Consider the following 15,709-nt stretch of genomic DNA (forward strand, 5'->3'; position numbering starts at 1 on the left):
GTCGGGGTGGTTCAGGGAGAGAGACCGCGCCCGGCGCGATCCATGACGCGGTTTCGACCGACCTCGGCGCGATCTGCGTCACACCGCGGCGGCCGAAACGCGCCGACCCTGGTGCAGCATCGTGCACCAGGGTCGGGTGGTTCGCTCGGGCAAGTGCGTGCGGCGGGGCCTTGCCGCGCCCGGCGAGGGCGTCAGGCCCGCAGGATCAGCGCGTCGCCCTGCCCGCCCCCGCCGCACAGCGCCGCCGCGCCGACGCCGCCCCCACGGCGGCGCAGCGCGAGCGCGAGGTGCAGCGCGAGCCGGGCGCCCGACGCGCCGACCGGGTGACCGAGCGCGATGGCGCCGCCGTCGGTGTTGACGACGTCGGCGTCGATGCCGAGGTCGGCGATCGACTGCAGCGCGACGGCGGCGAACGCCTCGTTGATCTCCACGAGGTCGAGGTCGGCCGCGGCGATCCCCTCGCGCCGCACGGCGGCCTCGATCGCCCGGGACGGCTGGGAGTGCAGCGAGCCGTCCGGCCCCGCGACCTGGCCCGCCGCACCGATCTCGGCGAGCCACGACAGGCCGTTGCGCTTCGCGAAGGCGCGGCTCGCGACGACGACCGCCGCCGCGCCGTCGGACAGGGGCGAGCTCGACCCGGCGGTGATGGTCCCGTCCCGCACGAAGGCCGGGCGCAGGCGCTCCAGGGCCTCGAGCGTCGTGTCGGCGCGCACGCCCTCGTCGTGCTCGACGACGACCGGCTCGCCCCGCCGCTGCGGCACCTCGACGGGGGCGATCTCCTCGGCGAGCCGCCCGGCGTCGCGCGCCGCGGCGGCCCGCTGGTGCGAGCGCAGCGCGAACGCGTCCTGCTCGGGGCGGCCGATGCCGCGCGTCGCGCAGCCGCGGTCCGTGAGCTCGCCCATGACCTCGCCGCTGAACGGGTCGTTCAGCCCGTCGTGCGTGAGCGAGTCGGCCATCGTCACGTCCCCGAACGCGAACCCGGAGCGCGACCCGACGACGAGGTGCGGTGCGTTCGTCATGGACTCCTGGCCGCCCGCGACGACGACGCTCGCCTCGCCCGTACGGACCAGGCGGGCCGCGTCGATGATCGCGGTGAGGCCCGAGAGGCACAGCTTGTTGATCGTCACGGTGGGCACGTCCCAGCCGAGGCCCGCGAGGATCGCGGCCTGGCGCGCGGGGCCCTGCTTGGCACCCGCCTGCACGACCTGCCCGACGATCACCGTGTCGACCTGCTCCGGCGCGACGCCCGCGGCCGCGAGCGCGCCCCGGATCGCGTGCGCGCCGAGCTCGGCCGCGGAGAGCGAGGCGAGCGCGCCGCGGAAGCGCGCGAACGGGGTGCGCGCGCCGTGCAGGAGGACCGGGGTGACCTCGTCCTCGGGGGTGACGGCGGCGGCGTCGGGCAGGGGGCTGGCGTCGGTGCTCATGGGACTCCGATCCGGGGAGGGCGAGGAGACGGGGCGAACAGGAGGGAGCCCCGGCGCCGCGAGGAGGGGCGAGCGGCGCCGGGGAGCGGGGGAGAGGGCGTGCGCCCTCGGGACCGTCAGACGAACGCGGAGACGCCCGTGATGTCACGACCGACGATCAACGCCTGGACCGACTCGGTGCCCTCGTACGTGTGCAGGGCCTCGATGTCCGCGAAGTGCCGCGCGACGCGGTTCTGGAGCAGGATCCCGTTGCCGCCGAGCAGGTCGCGCGCGCTCGCCGCGACCTCGCGGGCCCCGCGCGTGCACGTGTACTTGGCGAGCGACGCCTGCGGGCCGGTGAGCGTCCCCGCCTCGTCGAGCCGCGTCATCTGCGCGACGAGGAGCTGGAGCTGCGTGATCGTCGAGAGCATCCGGGTGAGGCGCTCCTGCACCATCTGGTTCGCGGCGAGCGGGCGCCCGAACTGGACGCGCTGCTTCGCGTACGCGACCGCGGCCTCGTAGCACGCCACCGCGTGCCCGACGGCGGCCCACGCGACCCCGAGGCGCGTCGCGAAGAGCACGCGCGAGGTGTCCTTGAACGACCGCGCGCCCGGCAGGGCGTTCTCGGCGGGGACGAACACGTCGTCGAGCACGACGTGCGCCTGCCAGATCGCGCGGAGCGACACCTTGCCGGTGATGGTCGTGCCCGTGTAGCCCAGGGTGTCCTGCGGCACGACGAACCCGTGGACCTGGCCGTCGCCGTCGTCGCCGACGAGGCGCGCCCACACGACCGTGACGTGCCCCGACGACCCGTTGCCGATCCACTTCTTCTCGCCGTTCAGCACGTAGCCCTCGACGCCGTCGCGCGTCTCCTTGCGCGCCGTCGTCTCGAGCGAGACGGAGTCCGAGCCGTGGGTGGGCTCGGTGAGCGCGAACGCGCCGAGGATCTCCCCGCGCGCCATAGGCTCGGCGTACTTCGCCCGCTGCTCGTCGGAGCCGAGCATCTGGATGCTGCGCAGCGCGAGGCCGCCCTGGACGCCGCAGATCGTCGCGACGGAGCCGTCGCCGCGCGACATCTCCATCGCGGCGAGGCCCGCGCCGAGCAGGCTCACGCGCGGGCGGCCATCGACGTCGACGCCGTCGCGCAGGAGGTCGAGCTCGCCCATGCGCTTGACGAGGTCGAACGGGACCTCGGCGCGCTCCCAGTAGTCGTCGATGACCGGGAGCACCTCGTCCTGGACGAACTGCCGGACGCGCTGCTGGTGGGCGCGGTCCTCCTCGGTCGCGTCGGCGAACGCGCCGGCGTAGTCGAGGTCGAGCGGGGTCGCGAGGTCGTAGGTGGGCTCGGTGACTCCGGGCATGATCGGGGTGGTGGGCATCGGTGCTCCCCTGGGAGGGCGGCTGCGGTCGGTCGTGCGCGACCGGCTCCGGTGCGGGTCCCCGGGTGCGGGCCCGGCGTCGGCGGCGGTCTCTCCCATAGTGCAGCGATACCGGGTATCAGTCAATCTGAGACGGCGTATCGCATCGGATCCGTGACGCCGTGCGGCCCCGCGGCCCTCGTCCTACCGTCGAGGGATGGCCCTCGACCTGTTCGTGACGATGCACGTGCGCGACCACGACCCGGCGCGCGACTGGTACGTGCGGCTCCTCGGGTCCGACCCGACGTTCGTCGCGACGCCCACCGAGTCCGTCTGGGAGCTCGCCGAGCACCGGTGGCTCGTCGTCGAGCAGGTGCCCGAGCACGCCGGCCACGGTGTCGTCACCGTGTTCCGCGACGACGTCGACGCGTTCCTCGCCGCGGCCTCGGAGCGGGGGATCGAGCCGGACCGCCGCGAGACGTACGACGGCGGGGTCGTGAAGACCGTGTTCCGCGACCCGGACGGCAACGAGGTCGGGCTCAGCGGCGCGCTCCCGTCGTAGGGTTCCCGCGTGACGACGACGGCCGGCCGGGTGACCTGGGACGACGACGCCTCCCTGGGCGCGTGGATCGCACCGCGCCTCGGGGAGTTCGGCCCGCGCGTCGACGGCACGGTCCCGCGCGGCTACGCGGCGTACGCGTGCGTCCCGCACCCGGGCTGGGACGACGACGACACGCTCGCGACGCGGACCGACGCCCTGGCCGCGGCGCTCGCGGCCTTCACCGGGGACCAGCCCGTGCACCTCGCGCTGTGGACGGGCCACGCGTTCCTCTACGACCACGGCACGGACCCGCGCGCGAGCTCGGGCGCAGCGCCGCTGGTCGGGTGGCCCGAGGACGAGCCGCGGCCGACCGCAGCGGAGATCGAGCGCGCGGTCGCCGAGGCGTGGGAGCAGCTCGCGCCGACGCTCGTCGAGCGCCCGGCCGCGCCGATGCTCCTGCTCCCGCACCGCGAGTACCACCTGTGGACGGGGACCCTCGCCGACGTCGGCGTCTTCCGCGACCACGAGCAGCCGCCCAACCTGTGGTGGCCCGAGGACAGGTCGTGGTTCGTCGGGACCGAGATCGACGCCGCCGCGACCTACGTGGGCGGGAGCGAGGAGCTCGTCGAGGCGCTGTGCACGGACCCGGCGCTGCGCGCGAGCCGCACCGCGCCGTCGGACCGGATGCTGTTCGAGGACTGACCCGCGGCTGCCCCGGCCGCAGGCACCCAGGTCAGGCGGGCGCGCCCGCCGCCGCCTCAGCCGTCGCGCGCCGGTTGACGCGCCACCACACGAAGAACCCGACGAGCGTGAACGCGCCGTAGAACACGTACATGAACGCGGACGCGTAGAACCCGGCCGAGATCAGCAGCGGCACGCCCACGACGTCCACCGCGACCCAGATCAGCCAGAACTCGACCCAGCCCTTGGCCATGCCGTACGTCGCGAGCAGCGAGCCCATGAAGATCCACGCGTCGGCCCAGACGGGCTCGTACGACTCGAGCGCCCGGAACAGGGGCGTGAGCAGCGCCGTCCCGCCGACGAGCGCGACGACGAGGAACGCGCGCTGACGCCACGACGCCCAGCGCGGCACGACGGCGACGCCGTGGCTGTCCGCGTCGGTCTCGCCGAGCCGGGCCTGGGTCCGGCGCCACTGCACCCACCCGTACACCGACACGACGACGAACATGACCTGCCGCCCGGCCTGGCCGAGCAGGTTCACGGGGTTGGGGGTCGCGAACACCGCGCCGAGGAACACCGTGAGCAGCAGCAGGTTGCCGACGATGCCCACCGGCCACGCCCACACCTTGCGCCGCATGCCGCCCAGCGCCGACGCCAGGCCGAACCCGTTGCCCACGATCTCGCGCCACAGCAGGTGCTGGTCGCCGATCGTCAGCTGCGCGTCGAACAGCGCGTGGATCAGGTCCATCGGATGTCCTCGTCCTCCCGGGCACGGTGGCTCCGGGGTGAGGGCGGGCGGCGGGCCGGGCGCCCAGGGCGGCCCGACGGCGTCGCTCACCACGGCGAGGCCGCGCCCCGTCGCGCGGGCTCGTGAGAGCCCGGCCGAGGACGGCCGCGCCGCACGTGCTTCCTCCCATCCGGACTGTCACCGTCGGTCCTGGAGTTCCACCAGGTCAACCGCGCGTGGGCGCGGGTCGCGGACTGTCACCGCCGGCTCGGAATTGCACCGACCCCGGAGCACGTTCGTGCGTACTGCGTTCTGCAACCGCCGATGCTACCGGCGCATTCCCCGCCACCGTGCGTGCGCACCTCTCGCGAGATAGCGACGCCCGGCGGCGATCCGCGGTCCCAGGAGGTCGTGCGTCGCTATCTCGGCGGGACGTCGCTATCTCGGGGCCAGCACCGGTCAGGTGAGGGCGTCGCGGACGGCGCGGGCGACGTCGTCCGCGACGCCCTGCGCGTCCGTCCCGGCGTCGACCACCGTGACGACGACGCGTCGCCCGGAGGGCGTGCCGTCCCCGGGGCCGCGCCCGTCGGTCGGTGCGGCGTCGTCGGGTGCCGCGTACCGGCCGACGGCGGCGCGGCGCAGGTCCGCGAACGCCTCCTCGAGCTGGGGGCGCAGGTCCTGGTCGGGGGAGCGCAGCCACCGGCGCAGGAGCGCGTTGTGCACGGCGACGACCGACGCGGCGAACGCGATGGACGCGGTGGAGCGGCGCTCGTCGGGCGGGAGCGCGTCGCGCAGGTACGCGGTGAACGCCCGCTCGTAGCGGTGCGTCGTGACGAGCTCGCGGTCGCGCAGCGCCGGCACCTGCTGGAGGAGCTGCCACCGCGCGAGCGAAGTCTCCCGCTGCCCGACGTGGTGGTCGAACACGAGCCGCGCCGCGCGGCAGACCTCGACGTACGGGTCGACGGCGGGGTCCGGCGTGAGCCGGCCGTCGGCGTCGGGCACGGGCCGGGTCGCGGCCAGCATGACGACGACCTCGTCGAGCAGGAGCTCGTGGTCCGCGAAGACCACGTCCTCCTTGGAGCCGTAGCGGCGGAAGAAGGTGGCGCGGCTGACCTGGGCGGCGTCGGCGATCTCCTCGACGGTCGTCTGCTCGTACCCCTTGCGGGTGAAGAGCTCGATCGCTGCGTCGACGGCCTGGGCGTGGGTGCGGCTGCGGACGTCGGTCATGCACCGGACGGTACACCGGTCCCGCTCACGCGCCCCTTCCGGCGGAGCGCCGTCGCTCCCGCTGGTCGTCCTCCGGGCCCGAGGGCCGCTCTCGGCCGTGGCGACCACGTGTGACCGCCGGCTGGACGTTGGCCGGGCGCGTGCCGTGGGCAGCGGCGCCCGTGGTTCGACGGTAGACCTCCGGGGCGCCCGCGTCGATGGGCGGAGGGGCTGAAACTTCGGACGTCCACAGGCTGCGCGGTCGTCCACAATCCCGGTGCCCCGCCCGCCGTCGGATGGCACCATGGCGGCCATGCTCGTGACCCTCGCCGCGACGGCGTCCCCGGGGACGCTCGACGACGCCACCGACCTCGGGTTCCTGCTGCACAAGCACCCGGACCGTGCGCAGGTGTTCGACCTGCCCGTGGGCCGCGCGCACGTGTTCTACCCCGAGGCGACGGCGGAGCGGTGCGAGGTCGCGCTGCTGCTCGAGGTCGACCCGGTGGGGATCGTCCGCAACAAGCGCTTCGGCGGCGGGGACGCCTTCGCGCTCGCGCAGTACGTCAACGACCGGCCCTACGCCGCGTCGTCGATGGTCGCGGTCGCGCTCGGCAAGGTGTTCGCGACGGCGATGGCGGGCCGGTGCGACGCTCGGCCCGGGCTGCCCGACGTCGAGCTCCCGCTGGACGTCCACGTCCCCGCGCTGCCGTGCCGGGGCGGGGCTGACCTCGCGCGGCGGCTGTTCGAGCCGCTGGGCTGGCACGTGACGGCGACCGCGGAGCCGCTCGACCCGACCGTCCCGGCATGGGGCACGTCGCGGTACGTCGACCTGCGCCTGCGCGGCACGCGCCGGCTCGCCGACGCGCTCGCGCAGCTCTACGTGCTGCTGCCCGTGCTCGACGACGCCAAGCACTACTGGGTCTCCACGGACGAGGTCGACAAGCTCGTGCGCGCGGGCGGCGGCTGGCTCGCCGACCACCCCGAGCGCGCGCAGATCCTGCGCCGCTACCTCGCGCACCAGCGCCGCTACGTCGAGGACGCGACGGCGCGCCTCGCCGCGCTCGACGGCGCCTCGACCCCGGACGCGGCCGAGCCCGACGGCGGGGTCTCGCCCGACGGCGCGACGGCACCCGGGGCGGACGTGCCGGAGCCGCCGCTCGCCCGGCAGCGCGCGGACGCGGTGCTCGGGGTGCTGCACGAGGTCGGCGCGCGGACCGTCGTCGACCTCGGCTGCGGCGAGGGTGCGATCCTGCGCCGCCTCGCCGCCGACCGGACGTTCACGCGCGTCCTCGGCACCGACGTCTCCGCGCGCGAGCTCGAGCGCGCGGCCGCCCGGCTGCGCCTGCACGACGCGAGCGACGCCGAGCGCGAGCGCGTGCGCCTGCTCCAGTCGTCGCTCACGTACACCGACGACAGGCTCACGGGGTTCGACGCCGCGGTTCTCATGGAGGTCGTCGAGCACGTGGACCCGTCGCGCCTGGACGCGCTGGCGCACGCGGTGCTGGGGCACGCGCGACCGCGCACCGTCGTCGTCACGACGCCCAACGCGGAGTACAACGTGCACTACCCGAACCTGCTCGACGGGCCTGGCGGACGCCCGGTGCGGCACCCCGACCACCGGTTCGAGTGGACGCGCGGGGAGCTGCGCGCGTGGGCGGCCTTCGTCGCGGGCCGGTACGGATACGCGGTCGAGCACCGCGACGTCGGGCCGCTCGCCCCCGAGGTCGGGGCGCCCACGCAGATGGTCGTCCTCACCCTCGTGCCGGAGGGGCCCGTCGAGCATGACGCGCCGACCGCGGCAGCACCTGGCACGCGCGACGGGGAGGAGGCCCGATGAGCGAGCCCATGACGGCGCGGACGAGCGAGCCCGCGGCCGAGAACGCGACGGAGCCCGCGACCGAGAACGCGACCGAGAACGCGACGGAGCCCGCGACCGAGAGCGTGGGGGCGACGCGCGACCTGCGGGTGCCTGCGTCGAGCCTCGTGGTGCTCGTCGGCGTCTCCGGCTCGGGGAAGTCGACGTTCGCGCGCGAGCACTTCGGGCCGTACGAGACGGTGTCGTCGGACGTGTGCCGCGGCCTCGTGTCGAACGACGAGAACGACCAGGCGGCCACCCGGGCGGCGTTCGAGGTCCTGGAGACCATCGTGTCCAAGCGGCTCGAGGCGAACCTGCTCACCGTCGTCGACGCGACGAACGTGCAGCGCGAGGCCCGCAAGACCCTCGTCGCACTCGCGCGCGCCCACGACGTCCTGCCCGTCGCGATCGTCCTCGACGTGCCGGAGAAGGTCGCGGTCGAGCGCAACGAGGCGCGCGCGGACCGCGGGTTCGGCGCGCACGTCGTGAAGCGGCAGCGCGCGGCGCTGCGGTCGTCGCTCAAGAGCCTGCAGCGCGAGGGGTTCCGCACCGTGCACGTGCTGCGCGGGGAGGACGAGGTCGCGGCCGCGCGGATCGTGCGCACGCCGCTGCTCACCGACCGTCGCGACGAGCACGGCCCGTTCGACGCGATCGGCGACGTGCACGGCTGCCTCGACGAGCTGGTGACCCTCCTCGGCGAGCTGGGCTACGCCGTCGTGCGCGACGACGCGGGCCGGCCCGTCGACGCCGCGCACCCCGCGGGCCGGCGCGCGATCTTCCTCGGCGACCTCGTCGACCGCGGGCCCGACTCCCCGGGCGTGCTGCGGCTCGCGATGGGCATGGTCCGCGCGGGGCACGCGCTCGCGGTGCCGGGCAACCACGAGCACAAGCTCGTGCGCGCGCTCGGCGGTCGCGACGTCAAGGTCTCCCACGGCCTGGAGACGACGCTCGCGCAGCTCGCCGCGGAGCCCGAGGAGTTCCGGCGCGAGGTCGCGGAGTTCTGCCGCGACCTCGTCTCCCACCTCGTGCTCGACGACGGCCGGCTCGTCGTCGCGCACGCGGGGCTCAAGGAGTCCTACCAGGGGCGCGCGTCGGGCCGGGTGCGGAGCTTCGCGCTCTACGGGGACACGACCGGCGAGACCGACGAGTTCGGCCTGCCCGTGCGCTACCCGTGGGCGGACGACTACCGCGGTCGCGCCATGGTCCTCTACGGGCACACGCCGACGCCCGAGGCCGAGTGGGTCAACAACACGATGTGCCTCGACACGGGGTGCGTGTTCGGCGGGAGGCTGTCCGCGCTGCGCTACCCGGAGAAGGAGGTGGTGCAGGTCCCCGCGGCGCGCGAGTACTACGCGCCCGCGCGCCCGTTCCTGCCGGAGGACTCGGGCACCGGTGGGGCGTCCACGCGCGAGCCCGACCTGCTCTCCGTCGCCGACGTGCTCGGGCGTCGCGCCGTCGAGACCGCGACGCACGGGCGCGTGACCGTCGGTGAGGAGCAGGCGGCGGGCGCGCTGGAGGTCATGAGCCGGTTCGCCGTCGACCCGCGCCTCCTCCTGTACCTGCCGCCGACCATGAGCCCGGTCGCGACCTCGACCCTGCCCGGCCTCCTGGAGCACCCCGACGCCGCGTTCGCCGCGTACGCGCGCGACGGCGTCGACCGGGTCGTGTGCGAGGAGAAGCACATGGGGTCGCGAGCGGTTCTGCTGGTCGCGCGTGACTCGGGGTCGGCGGACGGGTCGCGCGTCGTCGCGGAGCGGTTCGGGATCGACGCGCCCGGCGCGGTGCACACCCGCACCGGGCGGTCGTTCCTCGACGAGCCGACGACGGCGCTGCTGCTCGGGCGCGTCGCCGCGGCCCTCGCCGCGGCCGGGACGTGGGACGCGCTCGGCGCCGACTGGGTGCTGCTCGACGCCGAGGTCCTGCCGTGGTCGCTCAAGGCCGACCAGCTCCTGCGCGACCAGTACGCGAGCGTCGGGGCGGCCGCGCGGGCCGTCATGCCGTCGGCGCTCGCGGCCCTCGCCGCGGCCGAGGCGCGGGGCGTCGACGTGGGCGAGCTCCGGCGTCGGACCGCGCGGCGGTCGACCGACGCCGAGCTGTTCGTCGAGACGTACCGGCGCTACCGCTGGGACACGGGCGCGGCCGTGGACGGCGACGCCGCGTCCGACCCGCTGCGCGGCGTGCAGGTCGCGCCGTTCCAGGTGCTTGCGAGCGGGACGTCCGCGCGATCCGGGTCCGCGGAGTCGGTCGGGACGACGTACGCCGAGCGCGACCACCTGTGGCACCTCGACGTCGCGGACCGGCTCGTCGCGGCGGATCCGGCGCTGTTCCGCACGACGCGGCGCGTCGTCGTCGACCTCGCCGACGACGCGTCGCGCGCCGAGGGGACGGCCTGGTGGGAGGAGCTCACGGCGACCGGCGGCGAGGGCATGGTGGTCAAGCCGGTCGCCAACCTCGTGCGGCGCCGGGGCGCGCCCGGGAAGGGCGGCGGGCTCGTGCAGCCCGGGCTCAAGGTCCGCGGCCGGGAGTACCTGCGCATCATCTACGGCCCCGAGTACACCGAGGAGCGCAACCTCGAACGGCTGCGCGAGCGGTCGCTGGGGCGCAAGCGGTCCCTCGCGCTGCGGGAGTACGCCCTCGGTCTCGAGGCGCTCGACAGGGTGGCGCGCGGTGAGCCGACCTGGCGCGTCCACGAGCCGGTGTTCGCGGTGCTGGCGCTGGAGTCGGAGCCCGTCGACCCGCGCCTGTGACGGCGACGATGACGCGCGGTGCGCGGGGCGTCAGCTGCCCATGAAGGCGTTCATCGCGAGGACGGAGAAGAGGACCGCGGCACCGAGCACCGCGACCGCGACGAGCCAGCCGTTCGCCCGCTCGACCGGCGGGACGGCCGGGCGCGGCGCGGGGTCGACCTCGCGCCGTCGGGCACCGCGACGCGCCGTGACGCGCAGGCCGCGCGCGGCCGCACGCACGGAGGGCTGCGTCGGGGACGGCTCGGGGAGCTGCTCGGGGGACGCAGCGTCCCGGGCGGGGGTCGGGGTCGTCACGGAGCACCTCCGGAGGTCTGTGGCGCCGCTGCCCGACGCCGTACCGCCAGTCTTCCCGCCGACCCGCCCCCGGCGCGTCGCCCGTCCGGTGGATCCTGCGGTCCACCGGGGTGCGACCTCCGGATGACGAGGGTGCCTCCCCGTGGGCCGCGCGGGCCACGCCTCGCGCATCAGCGCGGCGCGTTCTCCTGGTAGCGGGGCCGGCCGCCGCGCGCGGCGCGCTGGAGGTAGCGGACCTCGCGGAGCGCGACGGCCACGGCGACGAGGAGCGGGAACCACGCCCAGGCGCGACCGCGCAGCACGAGCACGAGGCACACGAGCGCGACGGCGATCCCGCCGAAGACCGTCGCGACGCTCGCCCAGCGCACGCCCGTGCGCACCTCGTCGGCGCGCTGCCACCAGCGCCGCAGGCGTTCGCCGGGGCCGGGCCGCGGGCCCGGGCCGGTGCTCACGGGCGGGCCCCGCGGGCGAGCGCGACGCCCTCGATGCTGCGGACGGCCATGCGGAGCGCGTCGGCGCGCGTCGCCTCGCCCTCGTCGTGCATCGCCCAGGCGTTGAAGAGCATCCACCACAGGGTGCGGACCAGCCACGACACGGTGAGCTGGTCGTCGAACACGCCCTCCGCCTGGCCGTGGCGCAGGAGCTCGCGCACCGGCTCCTCGGCTGCCTCGGACTCCGCCCAGAACTCGGGTTCGCAGTCGGGCAGCTCGTTGGACAGCACCACGTACCAGGGGCCGAGGTCGAAGTACTCGAACGCGAGACGGCGCAGCGCGGCCACCGGGTCGCCGTCGTCGAGGCGGGCCGCGACGATCGCGGCACGCGTGCGCTCGACGGCCTCGGTCCCGATCGCCTCGACGAGGTCGGCCCGCTCGGGGAAGTAGCGGTGCAGCGTCGTGCGCCCGACCTGCGCGGACTGGGCGACGTCGCCGAGCGACGCGGACTTGTCCGCGCTGAGCACGGCGACCGCGGCGTCGAGGATCGCGCGCCGCGTGCGCGCGCGGGTTCCGCTCTCCGCGGGCACGGCGTCGTGCGCCGCTGCGGAGGCTGGCGCGGTGGTGGCGTCCCGAGCGCTGGTTCGTGCCGTCACGCGGCCCACGATAGCCCTCCGGGGCATGGAACACCTCTTGCCACTAGTGGAACAGCCATGTTCCACTAGTGGTCACGACCGTTCCGTTGTCACGATCCGCCCCGCGTCAACCACAGTTGACACGAGAGAGGATGTCAACCATGGTTGACGGCATGTCCACGACCGACGCCACCGGCTCGCCGACCTCGACGCCCGCCACGAGCGATGCCAAGGGCCCGTTCCTCCCACGGCTCAGAGTGCTCGGGGAGTTCGTCCGACCGCACCGCCGCACGCTCCTGCTCGGGCTCGTCCTGGGGCTGGGCACCACGGCCGCCACGCTCGCGACGCCGATGGTCACCAAGTGGGTCCTCGACACCCTCGGGACGGGGGAGTCGCTGACCCCGGCCGTCCTCACGCTCGTCGGGCTGCTCGTCGTGGGCCTCGTGCTCGGGCTGTGGCAGTGGATCCTGCTCGGCACGCTCGCCGAGCGGGTCGTGCTCGACGCGCGGTCGTCCATGGTGCGGCGCTACTTCCGCGCGCGGATCGGCGCGCTCACCGGCCGCCCGACGGGCGAGCTCGTCACGCGCGTCACCTCCGACACCGTGCTGCTGCGCGAGGCCGCGTCGTCGAGCATCGTCAACCTGGTCAACTTCGCCGTCTCCCTCGTCGGGACGGTCATCCTCATGGGCGTGCTCGACATCGTGCTGCTCGGCACGACGCTCGGCGCGATCGTCGTCATCGCCGTGCTCGTGGGCGCGCTCATGCCGCGCATCGCCAAGGCGCAGGAGAAGGCGCAGGAGTCGCTCGGCAGCCTGGGCGGGACGCTCGAGGGCGGCCTCCGCGCGATCCGCACGATCAAGGCGAGCCGCGCCGAGGGGCGCCAGATCGACCGCGTGCTCGACGACGCGCAGGCGTCCGCGCGGCACAGCGTCCGGGCCGTGCGCACCGAGGCCATCGCGTGGACCGTCGCGGGCGGCGGGATCCAGCTCGCGATCATCGTCATCCTCGCGCTCGGCGCGTGGCGCGTCGACGAGGGGCTGCTCGCCGTGTCGAGCCTCGTCGCGTTCCTGCTCTACGCGTTCCAGATCGTCGAGCCCGTCACCGGGCTCACCATGAACGTCACGCAGCTCCAGGCCGGCATCGCCGCCGCGGGCCGCATCAGCGAGGTCCAGGCGATCGAGCCGGAGGAGGACGACGACGTGGCCCGGCCGGTCCGGGCGGGCACGGCGACGCTCGACCCGGCCCGCGCGGAGGCGGGCCGACCGGCGGGGGCGGGGGCGGGTGCGGCGTCGGGCACCGACGGGAGCACGGCGGGGACGCCGCGGCTCTCCCTGCGGGGCGTCACGGCGCGCTACCTGCCCGGCGGCGAGCCCGTGGTCCGCGACCTCGACCTCGACGTGCCCCACCGCGGGCAGGTCGCGATCGTCGGGCCGTCGGGCGCGGGCAAGACCACGACGTTCTCCCTGCTGCTGCGGTTCCTCCAGCCCGAGTCCGGGCAGATCCTCCTCGACGGCGTGCCGTACGACGACCTCACGTTCGACGACGTCCGGCGCCGGTTCGCGTACGTCGAGCAGGAGACGCCCGTCGTGCCGGGCACGATCCGCGAGAACCTGCACCTCTCCGACCCCGGTGCGACCGACGAGGCCATGTGGGCGGCGCTCGCGAAGGTCCGGCTCGAGACCAAGGTGCGCTCGCTCGCCGACGGGCTCGACACGTCCCTAGTCGGGACGACCGTCTCGGGCGGCGAGCGGCAGCGCGTCGCCCTCGCGCGCGCCGTCCTGCACGCGCCCGACGTCCTGCTGCTCGACGAGGCGACGGCGCAGGTCGACGGGCTCACCGAGGCCGCCGTGCACGCCGTCATCGAGGACCTCGCGCGCGACCGCGCGGTCGTGACCATCGCCCACCGGCTGTCCACCGTGATCGACGCCGACCTCATCCTCGTCATGGAGGACGGCCGCGTCCGCGCCCGCGGCACGCACGCCGAGCTCCTCGCGACCGACGAGCTCTACCGCGAGCTCGTCGCCGCCCTGCGCATCGCGACCGAGGAGGCCGCGACCCCGAGCGGGGCCGTGCGATGAGTTCCGCGCGCACGACCGGTCGGAGGTGGCGTCAGGTGTGGACGACGGCGGCCGCGGCTCGCGCGGACCGCGGAGGGTGAGGTCGGCATGGGGAACGTGACGTGCGACGTGGCGGTGTCGGTGGACGGGTTCTCCTCGCGGCCCGACCAGACGCTGGAGCACCCCTTCGGCGCGGGCGTGGACCTGCACCGGTGGATGTTCGAGACAGCCGACGAGAACCGCGCGGAGCTCGACGCGATCCTCGCGGCCGGCGCGTTCGTCATGGGGCGGAACATGTTCACGCCGGGCCGCGGCGAGTGGGACCTCGACTGGCGCGGCTGGTGGGGGCCGGAGCCGCCGTACCACGGGCCGGTGTTCGTCCTCACGCACCACCCGCGCGAGCCGCTCGTCATGGAGGGCGGGACGACGTTCTTCTTCGTCACCGACGGCGTCGAGTCCGCCGTCGCGCAGGCGCGGGAGGCGGCGGGCGACCGGGACGTCTCCGTCGCCGGCGGCGCCGCGACCATCAACCAGACGCTCGCGGCGGGCCTGCTCGACGAGCTCCGGCTGCACGTCGTCCCGCAGGTCCTCGGCCATGGCGACCGGGTGCTCGACGGCGCCCCGCCCCTCGCGCTCGAGACCGTCGCCGTGCGTGCGGCGTCGCTCGTCACGCACGTCACCTACCGCGTGCGGGGGCCGCTCGGCTGACGAGCGTCGTCGTGGGTGCGGACCGGTCTCGTCGCGGCGACGCGTCAGCCCAGCACCGCGAGCAGGAGCGGCGCGGCGACGACGAGCACGACGACGGCCCCGACGACGAGGACCCGGCGCCACGGACCGGAGTCCTCCGACGCGCGGCGCGCGCGGGTGCGGTCGGTCCACGCCGCGCCGTCGTACCAGCGCTCGCTGCCCGACCCCGATGCGTCCGCGTACCATCCCGCCGCTGCCTTGCGCACGTCGCCTCCTCGCGCCACGAACCCGTGAGCCCCTCCGTACGGACCTGTGTCACAGGACCCCTACCTCTTTCACGCAGCAGCGCCCCGCGAGGTTCCGTCCGGTCCGCGGGTCGTGCGGGAGACGGTGGTCGCGCCGGTCCGGTCGAGGCACTCGGCTAGGGCCTGTTTCGGAAGTGGTGTCTGACCTGCGGGTTCGGCATGCTGCGGGGTCGTGGCTGAGGTTGCGGGGCGGCATGATCTGAGTGATGCGGCGTGGGCGGTGATCGAGTCTTTGCTGCCTGTCGCGTCGTTGGGGCGTCCAGCGCGGAATCTGCGTCGTCAGGTCGATGGGATCCGTCACCGGACCCGGGCGGGGTGCCCGTGGCGGGATGTCCCGGACCGGTATGGGCCGTGGTCCAGCCTGTATCGGGTGTTCCGTCGCTATCAGCGCGAGGGCGTGTGGGACCGGGTGCTGGACGCGTTGCGGACGTTGGCTGACGGTGGTGGACAGATCTGCTGGGAGGTTTCGGTCGACTCCACGATCGCCCGCGCGCACCAGCACGCTGCGGGCGCCCGCCGGGACCCGGCCGGGCAGAAGGAGCCGCCCGGGGTCGAGCCGCCAGATCATGGGCTGGGCAGGTCACGGGGCGGGTGGACCACGAAGATCCACGCAGCGTGCGAGCAGGGGCAACAGCTCATGGGCATGGTCGTGACCGCCGGCCACCGGGGCGACAGCCCACAGTTCGAGCCGGTCCTGGACCAGATCCGCGTGAAGCGGCCCGGCGGGCGCGGCGGTCGGCCCAGGACGCGGCCAGAGCGGGTGCGGGCGGACAAGGGCTACG

Annotated in this window: 15 protein-coding genes and 1 riboswitch; of the genes, 7 read left to right on the forward strand and 8 right to left on the reverse strand. The window is 75.0% G+C overall.

What is annotated here, in order from left to right; all coding sequences use genetic code 11:
• Positions 1-191 precede the first annotated feature (191 nt).
• Together ACZ402_RS12900 and ACZ402_RS12905 are read right to left on the reverse strand one after the other, a co-directional pair.
• Positions 192-1,424: an acetyl-CoA C-acyltransferase gene (locus ACZ402_RS12900; RefSeq protein ID WP_375825801.1), complete on the reverse strand. Its 1,233-nt coding sequence runs from the start codon at positions 1,422-1,424 to the stop codon at positions 192-194.
• 116 nt (positions 1,425-1,540) lie between these two features.
• Positions 1,541-2,782 carry an acyl-CoA dehydrogenase family protein gene (locus tag ACZ402_RS12905; RefSeq protein ID WP_375825799.1) on the reverse strand — a complete coding sequence of 414 codons (1,242 nt, stop codon included), beginning with the start codon at positions 2,780-2,782 and terminating at the stop codon, positions 1,541-1,543.
• Between the two features lie 196 nt (positions 2,783-2,978).
• On the opposite strand from ACZ402_RS12905, the gene ACZ402_RS12910 reads away from it, so the two are divergent.
• Positions 2,979-3,323: a VOC family protein gene (locus ACZ402_RS12910; protein WP_375825798.1), complete on the forward strand. Its 345-nt coding sequence runs from the start codon at positions 2,979-2,981 to the stop codon at positions 3,321-3,323.
• Between the two features lie 9 nt (positions 3,324-3,332).
• Entirely contained in the window at positions 3,333-4,004 is a 672-nt protein-coding gene (locus tag ACZ402_RS12915; RefSeq protein WP_375825797.1) for a hypothetical protein, read from the forward strand.
• A gap of 31 nt (positions 4,005-4,035) precedes the next feature.
• Here the strand turns inward: ACZ402_RS12915 and pnuC are convergent, their stop codons facing one another.
• A complete protein-coding gene (gene pnuC / locus ACZ402_RS12920; protein WP_375825796.1) occupies positions 4,036-4,731 on the reverse strand; it encodes a nicotinamide riboside transporter PnuC in 696 nt (231 codons plus the stop codon).
• A gap of 152 nt (positions 4,732-4,883) precedes the next feature.
• A riboswitch (FMN riboswitch) is annotated at positions 4,884-5,007 on the reverse strand.
• Positions 5,008-5,169: 162 nt separating this feature from the next.
• A complete protein-coding gene (locus ACZ402_RS12925; protein WP_375825795.1) occupies positions 5,170-5,937 on the reverse strand; it encodes a TetR/AcrR family transcriptional regulator in 768 nt (255 codons plus the stop codon).
• Between the two features lie 292 nt (positions 5,938-6,229).
• Between ACZ402_RS12925 and ACZ402_RS12930 the strand changes: the two genes are divergently transcribed.
• Together ACZ402_RS12930 and ACZ402_RS12935 are read left to right on the forward strand one after the other, a co-directional pair.
• Positions 6,230-7,753, forward strand: coding sequence for a 3' terminal RNA ribose 2'-O-methyltransferase Hen1 (locus ACZ402_RS12930; protein ID WP_375825794.1), 1,524 nt, complete (start codon positions 6,230-6,232; stop codon positions 7,751-7,753).
• Positions 7,750-10,518 (forward strand): polynucleotide kinase-phosphatase, encoded by a 2,769-nt coding sequence (locus ACZ402_RS12935; protein WP_375825793.1) that lies wholly within the window; start codon positions 7,750-7,752, stop codon positions 10,516-10,518. The genes ACZ402_RS12930 and ACZ402_RS12935 overlap by 4 nt, the downstream gene beginning before the upstream one ends.
• A gap of 30 nt (positions 10,519-10,548) precedes the next feature.
• Here the strand turns inward: ACZ402_RS12935 and ACZ402_RS12940 are convergent, their stop codons facing one another.
• The 3 genes from ACZ402_RS12940 to ACZ402_RS12950 form a co-directional block, all read right to left on the reverse strand.
• The gene (locus ACZ402_RS12940) at positions 10,549-10,812 is read right to left on the reverse strand and encodes a hypothetical protein (protein ID WP_375825792.1); all 264 of its coding nucleotides are present in this window, start codon (positions 10,810-10,812) and stop codon (positions 10,549-10,551) included.
• Between the two features lie 170 nt (positions 10,813-10,982).
• On the reverse strand, positions 10,983-11,264 hold the full coding sequence (locus ACZ402_RS12945) for a hypothetical protein (protein ID WP_375825791.1): 282 nt from the start codon (positions 11,262-11,264) through the stop codon (positions 10,983-10,985).
• On the reverse strand, positions 11,261-11,899 hold the full coding sequence (locus tag ACZ402_RS12950; RefSeq protein WP_375825790.1) for a TetR/AcrR family transcriptional regulator: 639 nt from the start codon (positions 11,897-11,899) through the stop codon (positions 11,261-11,263). Before ACZ402_RS12950 ends, ACZ402_RS12945 begins: the two co-directional genes overlap by 4 nt.
• 152 nt (positions 11,900-12,051) lie before the next feature.
• Between ACZ402_RS12950 and ACZ402_RS12955 the strand changes: the two genes are divergently transcribed.
• Both ACZ402_RS12955 and ACZ402_RS12960 read left to right on the forward strand, forming a co-directional pair.
• A complete protein-coding gene (locus ACZ402_RS12955; RefSeq protein ID WP_375825789.1) occupies positions 12,052-13,956 on the forward strand; it encodes an ABC transporter ATP-binding protein in 1,905 nt (634 codons plus the stop codon).
• An 87-nt stretch (positions 13,957-14,043) separates the two neighbouring features.
• Complete coding sequence (locus tag ACZ402_RS12960) at positions 14,044-14,643, forward strand: dihydrofolate reductase family protein (protein ID WP_375825788.1); 600 nt, start codon at positions 14,044-14,046, stop codon at positions 14,641-14,643.
• A 44-nt stretch (positions 14,644-14,687) separates the two neighbouring features.
• On the opposite strand, the gene ACZ402_RS12965 is transcribed toward ACZ402_RS12960, so the two are convergent.
• Positions 14,688-14,888, reverse strand: a complete 201-nt coding sequence (locus ACZ402_RS12965; RefSeq protein ID WP_375825787.1) for a DUF2510 domain-containing protein — start codon at positions 14,886-14,888, stop codon at positions 14,688-14,690.
• Positions 14,889-15,147: 259 nt separating this feature from the next.
• On the opposite strand from ACZ402_RS12965, the gene ACZ402_RS12970 reads away from it, so the two are divergent.
• A partial coding sequence (locus tag ACZ402_RS12970; RefSeq protein ID WP_465285881.1) for an IS5 family transposase occupies positions 15,148-15,709 on the forward strand: 562 nt, incomplete at its 3' end.

It is taken from the genome of Cellulosimicrobium sp. NPDC030954 (assembly GCF_055571305.1).

What these genes read in the sequence shown, in the direction of transcription:
- ACZ402_RS12935 (WP_375825793.1), top strand. Translation starts at nt 7,750, where the DNA reads ATGAGCGAGCCCATGACGGCGCGGACGAGCGAGCCCGCGGCCGAGAAC.
- ACZ402_RS12960 (WP_375825788.1), top strand. Translation starts at nt 14,044, where the DNA reads ATGGGGAACGTGACGTGCGACGTGGCGGTGTCGGTGGACGGGTTCTCC.
- pnuC (WP_375825796.1), bottom strand. Translation starts at nt 4,731, where the DNA reads ATGGACCTGATCCACGCGCTGTTCGACGCGCAGCTGACGATCGGCGAC.
- ACZ402_RS12900 (WP_375825801.1), bottom strand. Translation starts at nt 1,424, where the DNA reads ATGAGCACCGACGCCAGCCCCCTGCCCGACGCCGCCGCCGTCACCCCC.
- ACZ402_RS12910 (WP_375825798.1), top strand. Translation starts at nt 2,979, where the DNA reads ATGGCCCTCGACCTGTTCGTGACGATGCACGTGCGCGACCACGACCCG.
- ACZ402_RS12930 (WP_375825794.1), top strand. Translation starts at nt 6,230, where the DNA reads ATGCTCGTGACCCTCGCCGCGACGGCGTCCCCGGGGACGCTCGACGAC.
- ACZ402_RS12955 (WP_375825789.1), top strand. Translation starts at nt 12,052, where the DNA reads ATGTCCACGACCGACGCCACCGGCTCGCCGACCTCGACGCCCGCCACG.
- ACZ402_RS12905 (WP_375825799.1), bottom strand. Translation starts at nt 2,782, where the DNA reads ATGCCCACCACCCCGATCATGCCCGGAGTCACCGAGCCCACCTACGAC.
- ACZ402_RS12925 (WP_375825795.1), bottom strand. Translation starts at nt 5,937, where the DNA reads ATGACCGACGTCCGCAGCCGCACCCACGCCCAGGCCGTCGACGCAGCG.